Below are 18,770 nucleotides of genomic sequence, written 5' to 3' on the forward strand. Positions count from 1 at the left end.
TTATGAATGCACATGAAATAGATTACCAGATTCTGGGGGAAGAAATGCAATATGTAGAATTAGAATTAGATCCGCAGGAAGCTGTGATTGCTGAAGCCGGCAATTTTATGATGATGGATAATGGAATTAAAATGGACACTATTTTTGGGGACGGTTCTAAAGAAAAGGAAGGGTTTCTGGGAAAAGTACTGGGAGCGGGTAAACGCTTGCTTACCGGAGAAAGTTTGTTTATGACCATTTTCACCAATGAAATTCAGGGGAAAAAACATATTAGTTTCGCCTCGCCCTATCCCGGCAAGATTATACCTATAGATCTCACGAGATACAACAATAAATTTATTTGCCAGAAAGATGCTTTTTTATGTGCTGCAAAAGGCGTTGCCGTAGGTATTGAATTTAGCCGAAAAATGGGTCGGGGATTCTTTGGAGGTGAAGGCTTTATCATGCAAAAACTAGAAGGTGATGGGATGGCTTTTGTTCATGCCGGTGGCACTATGGCGCGTAAAGAATTGGCACCCGGCGAGGTTTTAAAAGTCGATACCGGTTGTATTATAGGTTTTACACAAGATATAAATTACGATATTGAATTTGTAGGCGGTATTAAGAATACTGTTTTTGGTGGAGAAGGGCTCTTTTTTGCCACGCTAACCGGCCCAGGTACCGTATATGTGCAATCGTTACCCTTTAGTAGATTAGCTAATCGAATTTTACAAGCAGCGCCCCAGGGTGGAGGAAAAGACAAAGGTGAAGGCAGCATTCTAGGAGGTATAGGTGATGTTATAGGCGGGGATAGAGGTTTTTAAACAATAAGTTCAAAGTTTCAGGTTCAAGGTTCAAAGTCAGTTAGCTAAAAAACAAATAATAAACACCAAACCAAAAACACATCCAATTGTTAAACAAAGTAAAATAAATTGAAAATCATTAATTTATGGTTATCTTTATGGAAGTATAGAAATAATTGATGCCTATAACATACTTCTACTTATTATTAACCTAACTTTTAATTTAATATTTTCAAATTATGGCGAGAGCGATGTTTGATTACACCAAAACTATACTTAACAAAGTTAGTTTTGATTCAAATCTATTTTGCAGAGAAGTGAAGAAAGCCCTAGAACGGCTTTTGCCTCACGAAATTGAGGAACTTAAGATTTGGGTAATGACGTTAACCCGTCAAAACCCCGAACTTAACCAATGTTTAATCTATTTAAAAACATAAATAAAAGCGGCTTTCGAGCCGCTTTTTTAAGTTTATATCGTTAAAATTTACATTAGTATTAAAAAATCTTGAATGTTTAAATGCTAATTCTTTGCCAGGGTGCGTAGTCTTTAAATTTATATGATGAGATATTGCGAACTGGGAAATTTTTAGTTCTTAATCTTCAATCAGAGTGAGATTCTTTTTTACTTTTATTCAACGGACTTATAATATTCACATTGTGAAAAGTAATGGCGCCTTTAACCACTCCGGCAATTGTTTTGCGTAAAGCTTCAATAATTTGCATTTTCAATTCGCTGCGGTTGTAAATAAGACTAACTTCGCGGGCGGGTACCGGTTCTTTAAACATTTTTAAATTCTTTTTTTCCTCTTCTTTAACGTCCCGGGTATGTAAATAGGGAAGAAGCGTCATTCCCAAACCTTCATTGGCAAGTTTAATTAAGGTTTCAAAACTCCCGCTTTCCAATTGAAAATGGTCGTCGTCATAATCGCGGGAAGACTTACATAAATTGATAATCCCATCTTTAAAACAATGGCCGTCTTCCAATAATAACATGTCATCTATAGAAAGATCATTTACCTCAATTTTGTTTTCATGAAATAAACGGTGGGAATCTGGGATATAGCCTACAAAAGGTTCATAATACAGCACATTTTCTTTAACACCCGGTAGCTCCAATGGGGTGGCGGCAATTGCGGCATCTAAATGTCCTTCCTTTAAACGTTCAATAATCTCATCGGTGTTCAGTTCTTCAATCTTTAGCTTTACCTTGGGATATTTTTTAATAAAATCACTAATAAACATAGGTAATAAAGTAGGCATTACCGTGGGAATTACGCCCAGTTTGAAAATTCCGCCAACATATCCTTTTTGTTGATCTACAATATCCTGAATGCGGTCGCTCTCATTAACAATATTTCTGGCCTGCTGTACAATTTTTTGTCCCGTTTCAGTAAGTTGAATAGGTTTCTTTGTACGGTCAAAGATTTGTACATCAAGCTCTTCTTCCAGCTTTTGAATTTGCATACTAAGTGTAGGCTGGGTTACAAAAACTTTTTGGGCTGCCTTGGTAAAATTCTTGTGTTCGGCAACCGCCAACACATAATGCAGTTGTGTAATCGTCATAAGGTGCAAAGATTATGGTTACTACAAATGTATTGGTTTTTTCTATACTAAATCAATAAAAATATGTTTTAGTCTATTTGGAAGCGCTATTGTCCGGTAAAGAAACAAGATCGCTCGCGCTTCAAGAAAAAAGAGAAAAGACTCAATTTTAACTAACTGAGAATCCTGATTTTTCATAGGTAATATTTTCTTTAGCTAGCTTTTTTTATGAAGTTTTCCAATTATAAGGAGGATAAATATGAAATCTCTTTTAGCGATTACTATAAGACATGCTAATCAGTTAAATTTTTATCAGATATCAATTATTTGTAATTTTGGTGTTTTTCGATAAGTTGGGAATTGCTTCGAGCTATAATTACCTGAGTTTGCAAGTTGTTTTAAGTTTTGTTGATTAAAAATAAACCTCAAAGACGCTAAGACTCAAAGAAAAATACGAAAGGCATTCTTTACATTTCTTTATGATTTTTTGTTTAAAAAAAATAAAGCTAAGGTTTAGCAAACTTGAATTTTTAGGATGAGAAAGCCACAAACTCACTAAAAATTATTCGTGAATTCGCGGCTGTTTTTACACTTTCATTTGAATCTATCACTTAAATACTCTTGTTTTATCTCAGATAGTTAGATTCAAAATTTAGTAGCGGATCTGATAATGTCGAAATAAATTACATTAGGCACGCTCGTGCACTGAACATCCTTTTAAAAAATGAGTTCCAGTTTTTTCGCTCCACCATCAAATTTAAATTTTGCTTCATCCCAAATTGGCGGGCCATATAAATTCATGGCATTGTTGGAAACACCGTAATCTTCGGTAGGTATTCCGTTCTCATCAAAGTCCAATCTTTTATTTCCGTTTTTGTCGTGATAACTGCTTATGGCATAAGTGCCGGCAGGAACATCTTTAAAAGTCACTTTAGCTATACCATCTTTAATTTCACTTACTTCTCCTTTTAAAGGAGCGCTCTTAATAAAATTTTCTTCGGTGTAAAGTCCAAAATAGACTTTTCCTTCATCCTTGGTAAAATTTTTTGCCTGTACGGTAATGTCTCCTGTTTCTGTTTCCTGGGCTAAAATAACCTGGCTAACAAACAAGCTAAAAATAATTGCGATAATTTTCATAATACATAGTTTTATAGATTAATATGCTCAAAACTATATAAGAAGCCTGTTTTTAAATAATATAAGTAACCGAGTTGTAGATTTTTATTGCTGAATTGATAATTGCGGAAAATCTTATTTTGCCACCAGCATACAATATAACGAAGCTGCACAAAGGAAAAACGCAGAAAACGTAAAGCAAAGAACGACTGCGTAATGTCAAATAAACAGCTCAAGACAGGCTTTGCTTTCGAAGTGAAGAATCTTTGTTCTAAAAAAAGATATCTCTCCCGAATTTTCGGAGCGCTTATAAACCAGACCTCACAGGTCTCAAAGACCTGTGAGGTCTTTGTTGTCCGTTGCTTTAAACTTTTAAGATAGCTAAAAGATATGCAGATATGTAATACAATTAGGTATAATCTTACACCTAATTTTTACAAAATACCGCGTGCTTTTATTTCCAAATATTTATTGATGCTATTTACGCTCAATTCTTCCGGCTTTGTGAGTAGGGTATTGATGCCGTGAGCTCTTAATTCGGCTGCCATTAATTTTTTCTGCTGAACAAAATTTTCAGCCATTACCTGGTGGGCCATGGCGGTGGTATTTTCGGGCTGGGAAGCAATGATTTTATCCATTTCTGTATTTTCAAAGAAAATAACTACTAAGACATGCTTTTTGTTAATCGCCTTTAAATAAGGGAGTTGTCGTTTTAGCGCCGAAATATGTTCAAAATTAGTGTAAAGCATTAGTAAACTGCGCTGGGTAACTTTTTTTCGCAAATTAGTATAAAGCATATTAAAATCGGAGTCTGGGAACTGCGTTTTGATATTATATAAACGCTCCATGATTTGCTGTAACTGGCTTAAGCGCGAATTGGCTTTTAATAGCCCGTCAATTTTGGAAGAAAAGGAGAGCAAACCTACTTTGTCCTTCTTTTTTAAAGCAATATTAGAAAATGCCAAACTACTATTAATCGCGTAATCTAATAAACTAAGGCCTTTAAAGGGCATCTTCATCACCCGGCCCGTATCGATCACAGAATAAACCGGTTGGGCTTTTTCATCCTGAAATTGATTAACCATTAACTCTCCCTGCTTGGCGGTGGCTTTCCAGTTAATGGTTCTAATATCGTCCCCGGGCACATATTCTTTAATTTGCTCAAACTCCATAGTATGCCCAATGCGTCTTATTTTTTTTAATCCCGGTTGGGACAAACGCCTGTCTATAGCCAGAAAATCCAGTTTTTTCATCTGAATAAAAGATGGATAAACTTTCAGCATTTGTTGATCGCCAAATATTGTTCGGCGTTTAGCAAGTCCTATCTTAGTGCGCGTATAGACATTTAATTTGCCGAAGAAATATTCGCCGCGTTCTACAGGTCTTAAAGAATAATTGAATTGTTCAATTTCCCCTGCAGATACTTTAAGCTGTTTTAAAAAATCCCGTTTTTGAAACTGAATGGGAATTTCATCAATAAGTTCACAAGAGACCCCAAAACTATATTTATTCTCCACCTGAATAATCACTTCATTATCATCGGAATTTGAAAATTTCTGCGGAAGGATTCTTTCGGCTTGTACACCTTTATTTTTATAAAGACCTACAAGTTCCCCCAAAAGCAGGAAAAATAAAATAATACTTAGCACCCAGGTTGGCGCGTATAAAAACTCAAACCAAAAAGAGCATAGAAATAGTATTGCGATTGCAAAAATCGCGTAAAAGAATCGGCTGTTCAGGTACAAAGATTTTAAAAATTTAAGCACTAGCGCGGAATTTCAACTGAATTAGAAATCATCTCAATTACCTCTTTCGCAGTAATTCCTTCCATTTCCCTATCTGGGCTAATAATTAAACGATGTGCCAGGACGGGATTTAGGGCTTTTTTAATATCCTCGGGCGTTACAAAATCGCGCCCGTTAATCGCGGCAAAAGCTTTAGAAGCATTCATCACAGCGATAGATGCCCGTGGAGAAGCGCCAAGGTAAACGTGGGAATGATTCCTGGTTTTGCTCACTATATTTGCGATATAATGCATTAATTTTTCCTCTACAATAATCTCCCGGATCTGGCTCTTTAAGTCGGCAAGGTTTTTAGGGTCCAACACGGTTTCAATTTCATTAATTGGAAGCTTGCCTTTGCGCTCGTGATGGGTTTTAAGAATATTGATCTCGTCTTCTACATCAGGATAATTCACCTCAATTTTAAATAAAAACCGGTCTAATTGCGCTTCGGGTAGGGCGTAAGTTCCTTCCTGCTCAATGGGGTTTTGCGTGGCGAGAACCATAAATGGTGCTTTTAAATCGTGTTGCTTCCCATCTATAGTGATTTGTCGTTCTTCCATCACCTCAAATAAAGCGGCCTGGGTTTTAGCGGGAGCCCGGTTTATCTCGTCAATTAGCACAATATTTGAAAATATAGGGCCAGGTTTAAATTCAAATTCGCTTTCCCTTGAGTTTAAAATAGAAGTTCCCAAAACATCACTTGGCATTAAATCTGGAGTGAACTGTATTCGGCTAAAATTAGTATCCAGGCTCCTGGCAAAAAGTTTTGCGGTTAAAGTTTTGGCAACGCCGGGCACTCCTTCTATTAATACGTGCCCATTAGAGAGTAAGCCCGCGATTAAAAGCTCCACAAAGTCCTGTTGGCCCACAATTACTTTTCCCAGTTGCGCTTTTAATTTTGAAACTGCATTTTTTAGATCGTCTAAAGGAATACGACTATCAAAATCTATAGCTTTTGTTTCTTGTTTTGCAGCATAAGAATCTTCGGCTCGCGGTGATTCCTGCTTTTTAGTATAATCTTCTATATTTTCGTTTACAGACGCTTTTCCTGTATTATTATTTTCCTGATGTTCCATTTTTTGGATTTTTATAATTATTTATCGCTTCGGAAAGTTCAAAAAACTCCGATTTCTCAGCTGCAGTATTTTTAGACAGCTCTTCCATTTTCTCAAACAACTTTTTACCTTCAGCCTTACTTTTACCACTTTTTGAGGCCAGTAAATTATAGAATTCTTCGTCCCTAGTTTTGGTAGAAAGTTTATAATTGCTTCTTACATATTCTAAAAACAATTCAATTTTTTTCTGAATTAAGTCTTTATAGGCTTTTTCTTCCAAATATAGGTCACCTACGGTTTTTGCATATTCGTAGCTTTGGTTTTTTAATGGCTTTACCACGGGAATGGCGCGTTGTTTACGTTTTCCTTCAAAAATAATAAACAGCACACAACCCAGCAGCAAAAAATAATAAGCCCATTTAAGGTGTTTATTGCTTAGCAATACATAAAGTGGGGACCCAAAAGAGGTTTTTCCGGCTTTATAATATTCATCTAAATATAAAGGTGCTTCTTTATTAAGGTGGGCGAGTACTTTTTCTGAATAGCGATAGTTCTCTTTAGTGAGTAAAAAATAATTCCCAAAAGCTTCCGGTGTGCTGTGCAGAAAAATTTTACCGGCGCCAAAAGCTGCGCTTATAAAATTTGGTTTTTTAGTTGCTTCTTCAGTTTTATCAATACGAACATCGCCAAGCACATTTATTGTTGCACTATCTTTTTCCTTAAAATAAATGCCGGGGAATTCATTTTTAAACTGAAAATCTTTAGCAGTCTTTTGCCTGGAATTTGTAAAGTTGAGTTTAGGTTTAGAACTGAGGTCGCCTTTTGGGGTTAAAACATTGGTTTCTAAATGTAGGGTGTCCAGCAGGCGGGCGCTAAATCCCCGGGCGGCTATAAATAATTGGTTTCCCCGGCTAACCCAGTTTAAGATCTTATCTAACTCATCGGGGTCAAAATTCACCGAATTATTTAAAAAGAAATAGCTGCCATTTTCCAAACTATCGCTAAATTTCTCGAAAGGTGGAATGCCCACTTCGTTTATCTGGCGAGTTTCAGCCTGCATCCAACTTTTGTAAAATACAAAGCTCCCTAACGGGATTTTATCTGTAGCGGTATAACTGGGCGTCCAGTTTACTGGCTCTGGCTCTGTGGCCTCCAGGTAAGTTAATAGTAGGATTAACAACAGAAAACCACCGAATATGATTTTGGATGTCCTAGTCATTTTGGTTGCTATTTATGCTGTTTTCCATTTTTATGAATTCTGCCCGGGCCGTTTCAAACCGCTCTTTAGAAAGCTGAAAAGCGCCATACCATATAAAGTCATAAAGCCTGGTAATCCTGGTAAATTGATCGTTAACTTTAGGCTGTTTTATCTCGTTAATATAATCTTTGTTGGTTTTTTGAAATTTATAAGAAATAAATTCATTTTGATCTAATTTCCTTAAACTCTTTAAATAAAGGTAACGCACCGCCAATCTATAATCTTCGTTGACAATAGCTTCTTTAATTAATGCTGAAATATCTGCCGATTGTACCAGTTCTTCTTCCTTTTGTAGATTTACCCGGGCTTTCATAGGTTCTTCCATCACAGCATTTGCGGGATTCAATCTTATAAAAAGCCAGAAAATGAGGGCTACCAGCCCAAATAATAATAAATAGGGTAAAATCTTTAAAACAAAAAGCCAAAATCCGCTGGGTTCATACTCGCCGAATAGCCAATTCATAAAAGAGCTATATTTGAGTTGAAGCCAACGTTTAAATCGGGTCCACCAGGAATCTTCTTCAATGCGATTTAGGTAATCAAATTCTTTTTCGGTTTTATAAGTTTCAATCTCTTCAGCATCAAAATCAATCTCTCTAAGAACTACACTTTGCGAGGCGGTAGCAACTGAAGCGGTGTCCCGGGTAGCCTGTGGATAGAGGTTTCCGAAGAAAAGTAAATTCAGGATTAATAAAAATTTAGTCATGCCCCGCATTAATGCAATTATTCGTTTTTTCCCAGGTTATCTATACTTTCGTAGGCCCCGGTTGCATATTTTTTCTCATTGAGGTGATAGTAAACAAAAGCAACACCCACCGGAGTAATGGCATATAATATATATTGCACGGCTGAAGCTGCCACGGTTAAAATTAGATAAACACCGTCAAAAACTTCTGAAATATTGGTTTGGTCTGGACCGTCCATCACCGTAACCATTTTGATAATGCTATAAATTAAGAGTGGAAGTTGAAAAACCAGGCTAATCACATAAACGATAAGCCAAATAAGAAAAAGGCTTATAAAACTGGACCACCAATTATCTTTAACCAGGTAAAAACCTTCTGAAATACTGCCGCCAACACTTTCATTTTTAAACACCAATGCGGCTGCGGCAATGGCCAATGGGATACTAAGATATATTCCGGGAAGGACAAAAATCATAGTTCCGGCAATAACTAGAATTCCAGATACAGCTTGTAACCCCAGCATTTTACCCAAATCTTTTTTTACACCATCTTTAATTTCCTGGTGAATAATCCCGCCCTTGTTTTTCATATAAGACTTTATGAAATTAAAGGCAGCTACATTTAAAACGGTATAATAAATGAGAAGTGCAAGGATAAGTAAACCAAAACCTATAAAGAAAGTACCGCGCTGGCCATCCATGAATAAGCTACTACCAATGGTTGAATAGCTATAAAAACTAACCGCTGCAACTAAAAGTAAAAAAGCAGGCCAAATAATTTTGATCATGCTCTTAAAATAGGATTTATAATTTTCCCTTATAAATTTAAAGGTTGCACTTATAATGTCACCCAGCTCTCGCTGTTCTTTAAAGTTAATAGGCTCTTTATTCATGAATTAATTGTTTTTTGTGTAGGTAAATAGGGTAAAAGACATAGTAAAATAAAATAAGCGTTAGCGAAAGCCCAATGATTATAATAGCTAACCAATCTGGCATTTGGGTTTGTCTGGTTACAAATCCTTCCAAAAATCCTGCAATGATAAAGAAAGGAACCGTACTTATCACGATTTTTAATCCATTTTTCACCCCTTTTGTAAAGGAAGTCAATCTTTTATATGTGCCGGGGAAAAGCATACTTCTTCCTACTACTAATCCCGCGCAACCGGCAATAATTATAACAGAGATTTCTATGGTACCGTGAATCCAAATTGTCCTGGCCGATTCCCAGAGCAGACCTTTGTCGTAAAAAAAGTATTGAAAGGAGCCCAGCATCACTGCATTTTGCATAAGGACAAAAACAGTGCCCAGGCCTGCCAGTAATCCCAGGCTAAATGCGATAAGCGCTACCCGAATGTTATTTATGGTGATGCCCAGGAACATATCTGTTTCGGCCATTTTTTTATAAACCGCCATGGGGTCACCTTCTGCGATATTTTGCAAGGTCATGTTAACGTAGGCATCGCCAAGTATGCTGCGCACAAAAGTATGGTCTGATGCGGCAGAGAAGGCACCGGCAGCAGAAAATAGCGCAAAAATAAGAAAGGCCAGTAATAGTTGTTTCTGAAATTTATAAAAAAACAGTGGGAATTCTTTAGTGTAGAAAGTGATAACCCTGTTTTTAGATTCTTTTTTATTTCTATAAATTCTTTGGTGTGCTGAAGCTGCTAATTGATTTAGATAAACTGTGGTGTTGCTTTTGGGGTAGAAAGTCTTCGAGTAGCTAAGATGATCGCTAATTTCAATATAAATGTCTGACAGCTTTTGGGGCTGCAGCTTATTTTTATTTTGAAGCAGGCTTTCAAACTTCAGCCATTTATTCTTATTTTGCTTCACAAACGCAGCCTCACGCATATTTTTAAATATTAAGTCTCAAAGAAACAGATTAAATGGATAATTTTCAAATTGAAACCGCTCAAAATATTAGTATTTTTCAAAATGTAGCGAGCGTGGGAGATCGTGTCCTGGCTTTTATTGTAGATGGTTTCATAATAGGGCTTTATGTAGTAATTAGTAGTATGGCCCTGGCCGGAACCGGACTGGATGGAGGAGGGCAGTGGGTTTACTACCTGGTAATGGGGTTGCCATCGCTCTTGTACTTCGTTTTATGGGAAAGTTTGTACAATGGACAAACCCCAGGTAAAGCAGCACTACAAATAAGAGTGGTAAAGCTTAATGGTTCCCGGCCAGGGTTTGCCGAGTACCTAATTAGATGGTTGCTTCGGTTTATTGATATTACCATAAGTAGCGGTTCTATTGCGGTAGTAACTATTTTACTGAACGGCAAAGGACAACGTTTAGGCGATCTTGCAGCAAAAACCACGGTTATTTCAGAAAAGCCACGAACAAATATTCATAGAAGCCTGGCAGTAGATGTACCAGAAGACCATCAGCCTAAATACCCCCAAGTAAGTGTATTAAAAGACGCCGATGTTCAAAATATTAAAAACCTTTATCAAAAGGGAAAGCGGGAAAACAATGAACAACTAATTTATAGTCTTTCTCAAAAAGTATCCGAATTATTAGAAATAAAACCGGATGAATCTCCAATACATTTTATACAACAGGTGATTACAGACTATAATTATTACACGCAGAGAGGGTGAAATTTAAAAAGAGACATGAGATAAGAAACAAGAAAATAGATTATACAGAAAAGAAACAAGAGTCAAGAATCAAGACTGTGTACGTCCCTAATTTTTATCCAATTATACTATCTAATATAGCAAAAAGCGTGACTAAGTTTATTTTACTTTAGTTACCGAACCACGTTGTTTTTTAGGGTCTCCAACTACACCATATTCAAACGTATAACCATCTTTATTGGTAGTTAAAATTTTCATGTGAATAGCCTTTTCTTCAGCCATACTTTTGGGATTTATATTTCTTAGGATATACTCGCAATCATTAATCCATCTCACTGAAGAGGTATCTGTATTTCCCTGAAATTTATCTATTTCAATAGAATCATTTCTAATAAAGGTAGAGGTAGCCATTTCACCGTTTATATAGGTTTTATACTCAAATTTTCCAACCCTGTAATCGGCGCAATTTCGTTCGGGTTCAAAACAACCGGTAAGCAAAAATAGCAGGGAACAGGCGATAAGTATTTTCTTCATAACTGGAGGGTTTTTAGATTGTGCAAAATAAGCCTATTTTCTCCAGATTTTCAATTTTGAAAGGCCTCAAAAGTGCCATCTTCATAAAAAATAACAATTTTACGAATAGGTTTTTGTTTTGTATTTGAAAAAGCAGGAGCAGATTCATTTTCCTCTTTTGCTGCAGCCATATTTTGAGATGGTGAAGCGGTAACAGGTTTTGCTAAATCAGGTTGTTCTTTTGGTTTTTCCGAAGCCGGAAAATTTCCCTTGCCATTCAGTAGCCAATACAATTCCACTTCGGGAAAAGTCTTTACAATCTTCATCACAAAATCTAAACTGGGTTTATTTCTTCCCGAAAGAATATGAGAAATAGAGGAACGGCCTACTTCAATTTTATCTGCAAAAGCAGCCGCCGATAATTCATAGAAATCTAAAATTTTATGCAGGCGTTTTGAGAATTCCTCGGTGTTTACCATTGTGAATTTACAGTGTGAATTTATCCATTTACAAATGTAACTAAACCATTTATAGCGTGCAAATTACAATTGTAATATTAAAATAAACATTAAACTAAAAGTTAATATTGTGACAGTTAAATATCTAAAATAAAACAAAATACATATTAATTTTTTAGTAGTAGGAGATATTCCAATTGTGAAAGAACCAAGAAAGCAAAGATGTTTACAGTTGTAATCCACATTTTTAAATTCTGCTGTTTACAATTGTGAAATATTGATTGTTTACTTTTGTAAACATGGAAAAGACACACTTATTTCGACAGCTTTTAGAAGATTATTCGAAGCTTAAAGAGGAGCGATTATCTGGTAGATATACTCAACAAAAAGATATAGAACCCTTGCTTAAGGATTTAAGAACCACTTTTAAAATAAAGCAGATTGGAAGCTCGGTTCTGGGAAAACCAATTCATAGCATCACCCTGGGAAAAGGTACTGTTAAAATTCTTGCCTGGTCCCAAATGCACGGAAATGAATCTACAACTACCAAAGCAGTTTTTGATTTCCTGAAGTATTTTCAGGAAAACTCAGAAGATATTTTGATAAAAAAAATATTAGAAAAATGTGAGCTTTGTATTATTCCTATGCTCAATCCCGATGGTGCCAGTGCTTACACCCGTGTAAACGCCAACAAGGTAGATTTAAATAGGGATGCAAAAGAATTAAAAGAGATAGAAAGCAGGATTTTGCGTGAGAATTTTAAAGATTTTAAACCAGATTTTTGTTTAAACCTGCACGATCAACGTACAATTTTTAGTGCGGGCGAGCAAAAAGAACCCGCTGTTTTGTCATTTCTAACTCCATCAATGGATGAAAATCGGGAAATTTATCCTTCCAGGGTAACCAGTATGCAGCTTATTGCCGGGATCGCTAAAGATCTCAATGAACTGCTGTCAAATAGAATAGGTAGGTATGATGATGCATTTAATATTAATTGCACGGGAGATAGTTTTCAAAGCACTAAAACCCCAACAATCCTCTTTGAAGCCGGGCATTTTCCAAATGATTATGAGCGTGAGGAGACCAGGAAATATGTTTTTTTAGCCTTGTTGTCTGTTTTAAGAGGTGTAGCTTGTAAAAACTACAATAACTTAGATTATAAGGCTTACTTTGAAATTCCTGAGAACAAGAAGTTATTTTATGATGTTGTTTATAGGAATGCTAAAACTGAAGATGGGATTAGGGATGTTGCCATTCAGTTTCAGGAAAAAATAGTTGCAGAGAAATTTGTTTTGGTTCCAAAAATTGAAAAAATAGCTCCAGAAATTAAAGAATTTGGTCATAAAGAAATTGAGTGTGGTGAAAAGAAAGTTGAGATAAACGGAAAGCCTGATTTAACCGAAAACGTTATAGTTAATAAAATAACGTTAAATTCGAAATTATTAGCCTTAATATCATAATAATAGTTCAAATGATTAGTAAATATTCAAAGAATTTGTACTAATTTTGAATTTCAAATAAAAAAGAAATTAAAAATGGCCAAGTTTAAGTTAGACGAGACAGATCATCAAATTCTCGATATGTTAATTGAGAATACCAGAACTCCATTTACTGATATTGCTAAAAAATTATTGATTTCGGCAGGAACGGTTCATGTTAGAGTAAAGAAAATGGAAGAAGCAGGAATTATAAAAGGTTCTTCATTAACCCTTGATTATAAAAAATTGGGTTATGCTTTTATTGCTTATGTTGGCGTTTTCCTAAAAAACACCTCTCAAACAAAATTTGTATTAGAGCGAATAAATGAAATTCCTTTTGTAACAGTGGCTCACGTGACTACAGGCAAATTTAATGTATTTTGCAAAGTAAGAGCCCGCAATACACAGCACGCCAAAGAAATTATTTTCCAGTTGGATGATATTGAAGGAGTGTACAGAACCGAAACCATGATTTCCCTTGAGGAAAGTTTAAATGATAAAAAACGTTTAATGCATTCTATCTTTCAGGATATGTAAGCGGTATTAAATTTATTATAAAAACCCTTTAAGCTTACATGTTTAAAGGGTTTTTTTATAACTTCAAAATTAACACAATCAACTAAATTTTATTTATGCACAGAGAACCAAAATTAGAACGATTCAACGAAAGCGTGTTGTCTAAGTATCAGGTATATAATAGTATATTCCTAACTTTACCTTTTGATGATATTAGTAAAACGGGATCCCTGCTGCCACTTTTTCAGGAAATATGTGAAGCAGGCTTTAAAGAGAATAAAAACCCTTCAGAAATAATTCAGGATTTCTTTAATAAATACCAGGAAAATCCTTCCGAAGACCATCAAATAAGCTTACTTTTTAGATTTATTCAGTATATTGAAAGACAGGTAGTGCTATTTGATGCTATAGAAGATGCGTCTTTTCCTGTAGTAAATAATATGGAAGGCCGTGGTACCCTTAGAAATATAAAGGAGGAAGCCGAGGCTAAAAATAAAGAACCAGAACTTAAGGAATACCTGAAACGATTTAAGGTGCGACCTACTTTAACTGCACATCCTACACAATTTTATCCCGGTGCTGTCCTGGGAATAATTACAGATTTGGATAAAGCTATACAGGTAAATGATATTACCAGTATTAAGAAATTATTGGCGCAGCTGGGGAAAACTCCATTTTTTAAGAAAGAGAAACCAACACCCTATGATGAAGCTGTAAACCTCATTTGGTATTTTGAAAATGTTTTCTATCAAAGTATCAGTAAAATGTACAATTATATTCAGGAGAATATTTTTGATGGGGATGATATTGGTAACCAGGTGATTAACTTAGGGTTTTGGCCTGGTGGTGACCGCGATGGTAATCCATTTGTAACTACAGAAATTACGCTAAAAGTAGCAAAGCGTTTACGTAGTACGATTCTCCTCAACTATTACAGGGACATAAGAACGTTAAAAAGACGCATTACTTTTAGCGAAGTAGATGTTATTATTTCTGAAATTGAATCGGCATTGTACCAAAGCGCAATTTCTAAATCTGGAAAGATTAAAATGCCGCTTACTGAACTGACTTCAAAGCTTGAAAAAATTAAGAGTATCGTTGAAGCAAAGCACCAGGGCTTGTTTATCGAAGAAATAAACGATCTTTTAAACAAAGTGAAAATATTTGGTTATCACTTTGCAACTTTAGATATACGCCAGGACTCTGGGAAACACGCCGAGGTGTTGGATACCATTTTAGAACAACAACCCGGTTTACTTCCTAAAAATTACAGAGAACTATCTACTGAAGATCAAATTGAAGCTTTAACTAAAGCAGAAGGTAAAATAGACCCTGATGCTTTTGAAGAGGGGATTACAAAATCTACGCTTTCTTCTATCTATGCTATGCAGGAAATCCAGGAGAAAAATGGAGAGCCCGGGGCTAATCGTTATATTATAAGCCACAGTGAGGTGCCGCAAAGTATTTTGGAACCTTTTGCATTCTTAAAACTATGTGGATGGGAAAAACCAACGGTAGATGTTATTCCACTTTTTGAAACGGTGCCAGATTTAAAAGCTTCGCCAGATGTGATGGATACACTGTATAACAATCCAGTTTATCGCGAACACATAAAAGCTCGAGGTGATAAACAAACCATCATGTTAGGTTTTAGTGATGGTACTAAAGATGGTGGTTATTTAATGGCAAACTGGAGTATCTATAAAGCTAAAGAGGCTTTAACCGAAGTTTCCAGAAAACACGGTATAAAAGTCGTGTTCTTTGATGGTAGAGGAGGACCACCGGCACGTGGTGGTGGAAAAACTCACCAATTTTACGCTTCTCTGGGCGAAAATATAGAAAATGAGGAAATACAATTAACCGTGCAAGGACAAACTATTAGCTCCAATTTTGGAACACAGGACTCCTGTAGGTATAACCTGGAACAATTATTAAGTTCTGGGGTTTCAAATGAGATTTTTAGCGACGATAAAAATAAATTATCGGCTGAGGACAGAGAAACCATGAATAAATTAGCCGAAGTAAGTTATAAAACCTATACTAACTTTAAAGAGCACGAGAAATTTATTCCTTATTTAGAAAAAATGAGTACTTTAAAGTATTATTCTAAAACAAATATTGGAAGCAGACCTTCAAAAAGAAATAAATCTGCATCATTAGATTTTTCTGCTTTAAGGGCAATTCCGTTTGTGGGGAGCTGGAGCCAGCTAAAACAGAATGTTCCCGGGTTTTACGGTGTGGGTACTGCATTGGAGCAATTTGAAAAAGAAGGGGAGTTTGATAAAGTGAAACATCTCTATAATAACTCTGTCTTTTTTAAGACCTTATTGGAAAATTCCATGATGAGTCTTACGAAATCTTTCTTTGCGCTTACCGCATATATGAAAAATGATGAGGAATTTGGAGAATTTTGGGAAATTATTCATACCGAATATGAGCGTACCCATGCGATGTTGCTCAAAGTGACCGGTTATAATGAAATGATGGAAAATCAACCGGCTGGAAGAGCATCTATTCAGGTTAGAGAGCATATTGTGTTGCCTTTGTTAACCATACAACAGCACGCATTAAGAAAAGTACAGGAACTACAGGAACAAGGTGAAAGTGCCGCGGATATGCTTAAAGTTTACGAAAAAATGGTAACCCGTTCTTTATATGGTAATATTAATGCCAGTAGAAACTCAGCATAATATGACAGCGAATAATTTAACTTCTGCCGAATACAAAGAATTTTATGGCAGGTATATTAAAAAAATCCCCGGCAATTTACGGCTGGGGATTTTACTTGAGGAAAACAGGGATGAATTTTTAAAATTTCTGGAAAGGATAGCTCCTGAAAATTTGGATTACGCATATGCACAGGGGAAATGGAGTATTGCAGAAGTACTTCAGCATATAATAGATGTAGAACGAATTTTTCAATACAGGGCATTATGTATAGCTAGGGAACCGGGAATTGTGCTCCCTGGTTATGATCATGAAGCTTATGCATCTACCAGTAAGGCTAACAGAAGAACGCTACATAGTTTAAAAGATGAATTTACTGCAGTAAGGAATTCTGGTATTGTTATGTATGAGAGTTTTTCTAACGAAATGTTACTCAATCTAGGGTCGGTTAGCGGTGGAAATACCAGTTGCCGGGCAACGGGCTTTATTGTAGCAGGTCATACACTGCATCATATGGAGATTATAAAAGAGTATTACCTTTAAGCTATGAAATTTTTAAAAACCTTCTGGACTCTTCTTAAAGACAGCTATGCAAGTTGGAACCGTAATGAGCCATACGCAATGAGCGCCACAATCGCTTATTATGCTTTGTTCTCTTTACCTTCTTTGCTTATTATCGTGGTAAGTATCGCGGGTTATTTTTTTAAGAAGAGTGACGTTCAGGGAAGGTTAACCAATGAGATTGCCGATTTTATTGGTAGGGATTCAGCTATGGCAGTAGAGGAAATGATTACGAACGTAGCCTTATCGGAAGATTCTACTTTAGCCATTATTTTTGGAGCAGTTATGTTGCTTTTTGCCGCCACAGGATTGTTTTTTCAGCTTAAAAGAGCAATGAACAATATTTGGAATGTAGCAGCTAAGAAAACCGATATCCTTCAAATGCTTTTGGATCGATTAATTTCTTTTGGAATGATTGTAGCCATTGGATTATTACTTTTAATGTCTCTCGTTATCTCTGCTTTAATTAGCTTTTTAAAGGAAGAAATAGAGCAATTTGCTCCCCAAATCACAGCCTTTACGGTAGAAATAGTAAACTTTGCAATTTCCTTTATAATTTTAACGACACTTTTTGCAGCTATATTTAAACTTTTACCCGATATAAAATTACGATGGAAAATCACTTATGTGGGAGCGGCACTTACTACGGTTTTATTTCTAGCAGGAGAAGCTCTTTTAGGTTACTATTTTGGGCAAAGTGAACCGGCATCGGTCTATGGCGGGGCTTCATCTGTTGTGCTTATTTTGCTTTGGGTGTATTACACCTGTTTAATCCTCTTCTTTGGTGCAGAATTTACTGTGCAGTATGCGTTATTAAAAAATGAACGGGTAGTTCCCAATAGATTTGGTGAGCCAGCTATTTACCAGGAAATGGAAAAATTAAAACGACGCCGCACCCAATTAAAAGAAGAGAAGAAAATAATGGATACTTTAAGAAGTAATATGCATTGGGAAGAAGAGCAGGAGAAGCAAGAGAAGCAAGAAAAAGATTCAAATGGGAGTTAATCTCAACATCCCTTAAAAATTACTTCTTAATGACGGGAAATATGCAAAATAATTTCAATAAATTTTAAGAGAATTAATATAGTTTAACGCTTACAACCATTTCTTTTATAATCCTATTAGTACAGAAAACCTTAGTTGTAAATTATCTTTGTAGTGAACCAAAAAAGAATGAATTATGGATAAGAAGATTGCAATATTAGCGACTAATGGATTTGAAAAGAGTGAACTTTTCTCTCCAAAAGAAGCTATGGAAAAAGAAGGTTTTAAAGTAGATATCATAAGTCCTGAGAAAGGTAAAATAAAAGGTTGGGAGGGCACCGACTGGTCTGGAGAAATAGATGTGGATCACGCTCTTAAAGATGTGAGTGCTAAAGATTATCATGCTTTGGTACTTCCAGGTGGAGTTATAAACCCAGATCAACTAAGGGTAAATGAAGACGCTCTTGTTTTTGTGAGAGATTTCTTTAAACAAAGTAAGCCTGTAGGAGCAATTTGCCACGCAGCCTGGACGTTGATTAATGCTGAGGTTGTGGAAGGCCGTACCATGACTTCCTATAAATCTATCAAAAAAGACCTGGAGAATGCAGGTGCACTTTGGGTAGATAAAGAAGTAGTGGTAGATGAAGCTTTTGTTACTTCAAGATCACCAGAAGATCTTCCGGCTTTTAATGATAAAGTTATTGAAGAAATTAAAGAAGGTAAGCACGATTTACAGCATGCCTAGATTTTAAAACTTACTAAAAAAAAAGGAGCATTTTTGCTCCTTTT

The 18,770-nt window shown here is 35.9% G+C and carries 19 protein-coding genes; 9 read left to right on the forward strand and 10 right to left on the reverse strand.

What is annotated here, in order from left to right:
- The first annotated feature begins 2 nt into the window (after positions 1–2).
- Together BUA71_RS02920 and BUA71_RS17775 are read left to right on the forward strand one after the other, a co-directional pair.
- Positions 3–803: a TIGR00266 family protein gene (locus BUA71_RS02920; RefSeq protein WP_072876516.1), complete on the forward strand. Its 801-nt coding sequence runs from the start codon at positions 3–5 to the stop codon at positions 801–803.
- A gap of 218 nt (positions 804–1,021) precedes the next feature.
- Positions 1,022–1,219, forward strand: coding sequence for a hypothetical protein (locus tag BUA71_RS17775; protein WP_072876518.1), 198 nt, complete (start codon positions 1,022–1,024; stop codon positions 1,217–1,219).
- A 163-nt stretch (positions 1,220–1,382) separates the two neighbouring features.
- Here BUA71_RS17775 and BUA71_RS02930 read toward each other — a convergent pair whose 3' ends face one another.
- The 8 genes from BUA71_RS02930 to BUA71_RS02965 all read right to left on the reverse strand — a co-directional run bounded on the left by BUA71_RS02930 (position 1,383) and on the right by BUA71_RS02965 (position 10,073).
- The gene (locus tag BUA71_RS02930; protein WP_072876520.1) at positions 1,383–2,345 is read right to left on the reverse strand and encodes a hydrogen peroxide-inducible genes activator; all 963 of its coding nucleotides are present in this window, start codon (positions 2,343–2,345) and stop codon (positions 1,383–1,385) included.
- Positions 2,346–3,041: 696 nt separating this feature from the next.
- Positions 3,042–3,461 (reverse strand): DUF2141 domain-containing protein, encoded by a 420-nt coding sequence (locus tag BUA71_RS02935; protein WP_072876522.1) that lies wholly within the window; start codon positions 3,459–3,461, stop codon positions 3,042–3,044.
- Between the two features lie 413 nt (positions 3,462–3,874).
- Complete coding sequence (locus BUA71_RS02940) at positions 3,875–5,206, reverse strand: DUF58 domain-containing protein (protein ID WP_072876524.1); 1,332 nt, start codon at positions 5,204–5,206, stop codon at positions 3,875–3,877.
- Positions 5,206–6,300, reverse strand: a complete 1,095-nt coding sequence (locus BUA71_RS02945) for an AAA family ATPase (RefSeq protein ID WP_083572019.1) — start codon at positions 6,298–6,300, stop codon at positions 5,206–5,208. Before BUA71_RS02945 ends, BUA71_RS02940 begins: the two co-directional genes overlap by 1 nt.
- A complete protein-coding gene (locus BUA71_RS02950; RefSeq protein ID WP_072876526.1) occupies positions 6,281–7,498 on the reverse strand; it encodes a DUF4350 domain-containing protein in 1,218 nt (405 codons plus the stop codon). The genes BUA71_RS02945 and BUA71_RS02950 overlap by 20 nt, the downstream gene beginning before the upstream one ends.
- Entirely contained in the window at positions 7,491–8,243 is a 753-nt protein-coding gene (locus tag BUA71_RS02955; protein ID WP_072876528.1) for a DUF4129 domain-containing protein, read from the reverse strand. Before BUA71_RS02955 ends, BUA71_RS02950 begins: the two co-directional genes overlap by 8 nt.
- A gap of 17 nt (positions 8,244–8,260) precedes the next feature.
- Entirely contained in the window at positions 8,261–9,115 is an 855-nt protein-coding gene (locus BUA71_RS02960) for a hypothetical protein (protein ID WP_072876529.1), read from the reverse strand.
- Entirely contained in the window at positions 9,108–10,073 is a 966-nt protein-coding gene (locus tag BUA71_RS02965; RefSeq protein WP_072876530.1) for a stage II sporulation protein M, read from the reverse strand. The genes BUA71_RS02960 and BUA71_RS02965 overlap by 8 nt, the downstream gene beginning before the upstream one ends.
- A gap of 35 nt (positions 10,074–10,108) precedes the next feature.
- Between BUA71_RS02965 and BUA71_RS02970 the strand changes: the two genes are divergently transcribed.
- A complete protein-coding gene (locus BUA71_RS02970) occupies positions 10,109–10,825 on the forward strand; it encodes an RDD family protein (RefSeq protein WP_072876531.1) in 717 nt (238 codons plus the stop codon).
- Positions 10,826–10,963: 138 nt separating this feature from the next.
- Here BUA71_RS02970 and BUA71_RS02975 read toward each other — a convergent pair whose 3' ends face one another.
- Positions 10,964–11,338 (reverse strand): membrane lipoprotein lipid attachment site-containing protein, encoded by a 375-nt coding sequence (locus tag BUA71_RS02975; protein ID WP_072876532.1) that lies wholly within the window; start codon positions 11,336–11,338, stop codon positions 10,964–10,966.
- 50 nt (positions 11,339–11,388) lie between these two features.
- The gene (locus BUA71_RS02980) at positions 11,389–11,796 is read right to left on the reverse strand and encodes a helix-turn-helix domain-containing protein (RefSeq protein ID WP_072876533.1); all 408 of its coding nucleotides are present in this window, start codon (positions 11,794–11,796) and stop codon (positions 11,389–11,391) included.
- Positions 11,797–12,074: 278 nt separating this feature from the next.
- Between BUA71_RS02980 and BUA71_RS02985 the strand changes: the two genes are divergently transcribed.
- The 6 genes from BUA71_RS02985 to BUA71_RS03010 all read left to right on the forward strand — a co-directional run bounded on the left by BUA71_RS02985 (position 12,075) and on the right by BUA71_RS03010 (position 18,726).
- A complete protein-coding gene (locus BUA71_RS02985; protein ID WP_072876534.1) occupies positions 12,075–13,235 on the forward strand; it encodes a M14 family zinc carboxypeptidase in 1,161 nt (386 codons plus the stop codon).
- 75 nt (positions 13,236–13,310) lie between these two features.
- Entirely contained in the window at positions 13,311–13,790 is a 480-nt protein-coding gene (locus BUA71_RS02990) for an Lrp/AsnC family transcriptional regulator (protein WP_072876535.1), read from the forward strand.
- Positions 13,791–13,885: 95 nt separating this feature from the next.
- A complete protein-coding gene (locus tag BUA71_RS02995; protein WP_072876536.1) occupies positions 13,886–16,459 on the forward strand; it encodes a phosphoenolpyruvate carboxylase in 2,574 nt (857 codons plus the stop codon).
- Between the two features lies 1 nt (position 16,460).
- On the forward strand, positions 16,461–16,979 hold the full coding sequence (locus BUA71_RS03000; RefSeq protein ID WP_072876870.1) for a DinB family protein: 519 nt from the start codon (positions 16,461–16,463) through the stop codon (positions 16,977–16,979).
- A gap of 3 nt (positions 16,980–16,982) precedes the next feature.
- A complete protein-coding gene (locus BUA71_RS03005) occupies positions 16,983–18,002 on the forward strand; it encodes a YihY/virulence factor BrkB family protein (RefSeq protein ID WP_072876538.1) in 1,020 nt (339 codons plus the stop codon).
- 175 nt (positions 18,003–18,177) lie between these two features.
- Entirely contained in the window at positions 18,178–18,726 is a 549-nt protein-coding gene (locus BUA71_RS03010) for a type 1 glutamine amidotransferase domain-containing protein (protein WP_072876540.1), read from the forward strand.
- Positions 18,727–18,770 lie beyond the last annotated feature (44 nt).

This window comes from Salegentibacter echinorum, from assembly GCF_900129445.1.
In the GTDB taxonomy this organism is placed as follows: Bacteria; Bacteroidota; Bacteroidia; order Flavobacteriales; family Flavobacteriaceae; genus Salegentibacter; species Salegentibacter echinorum.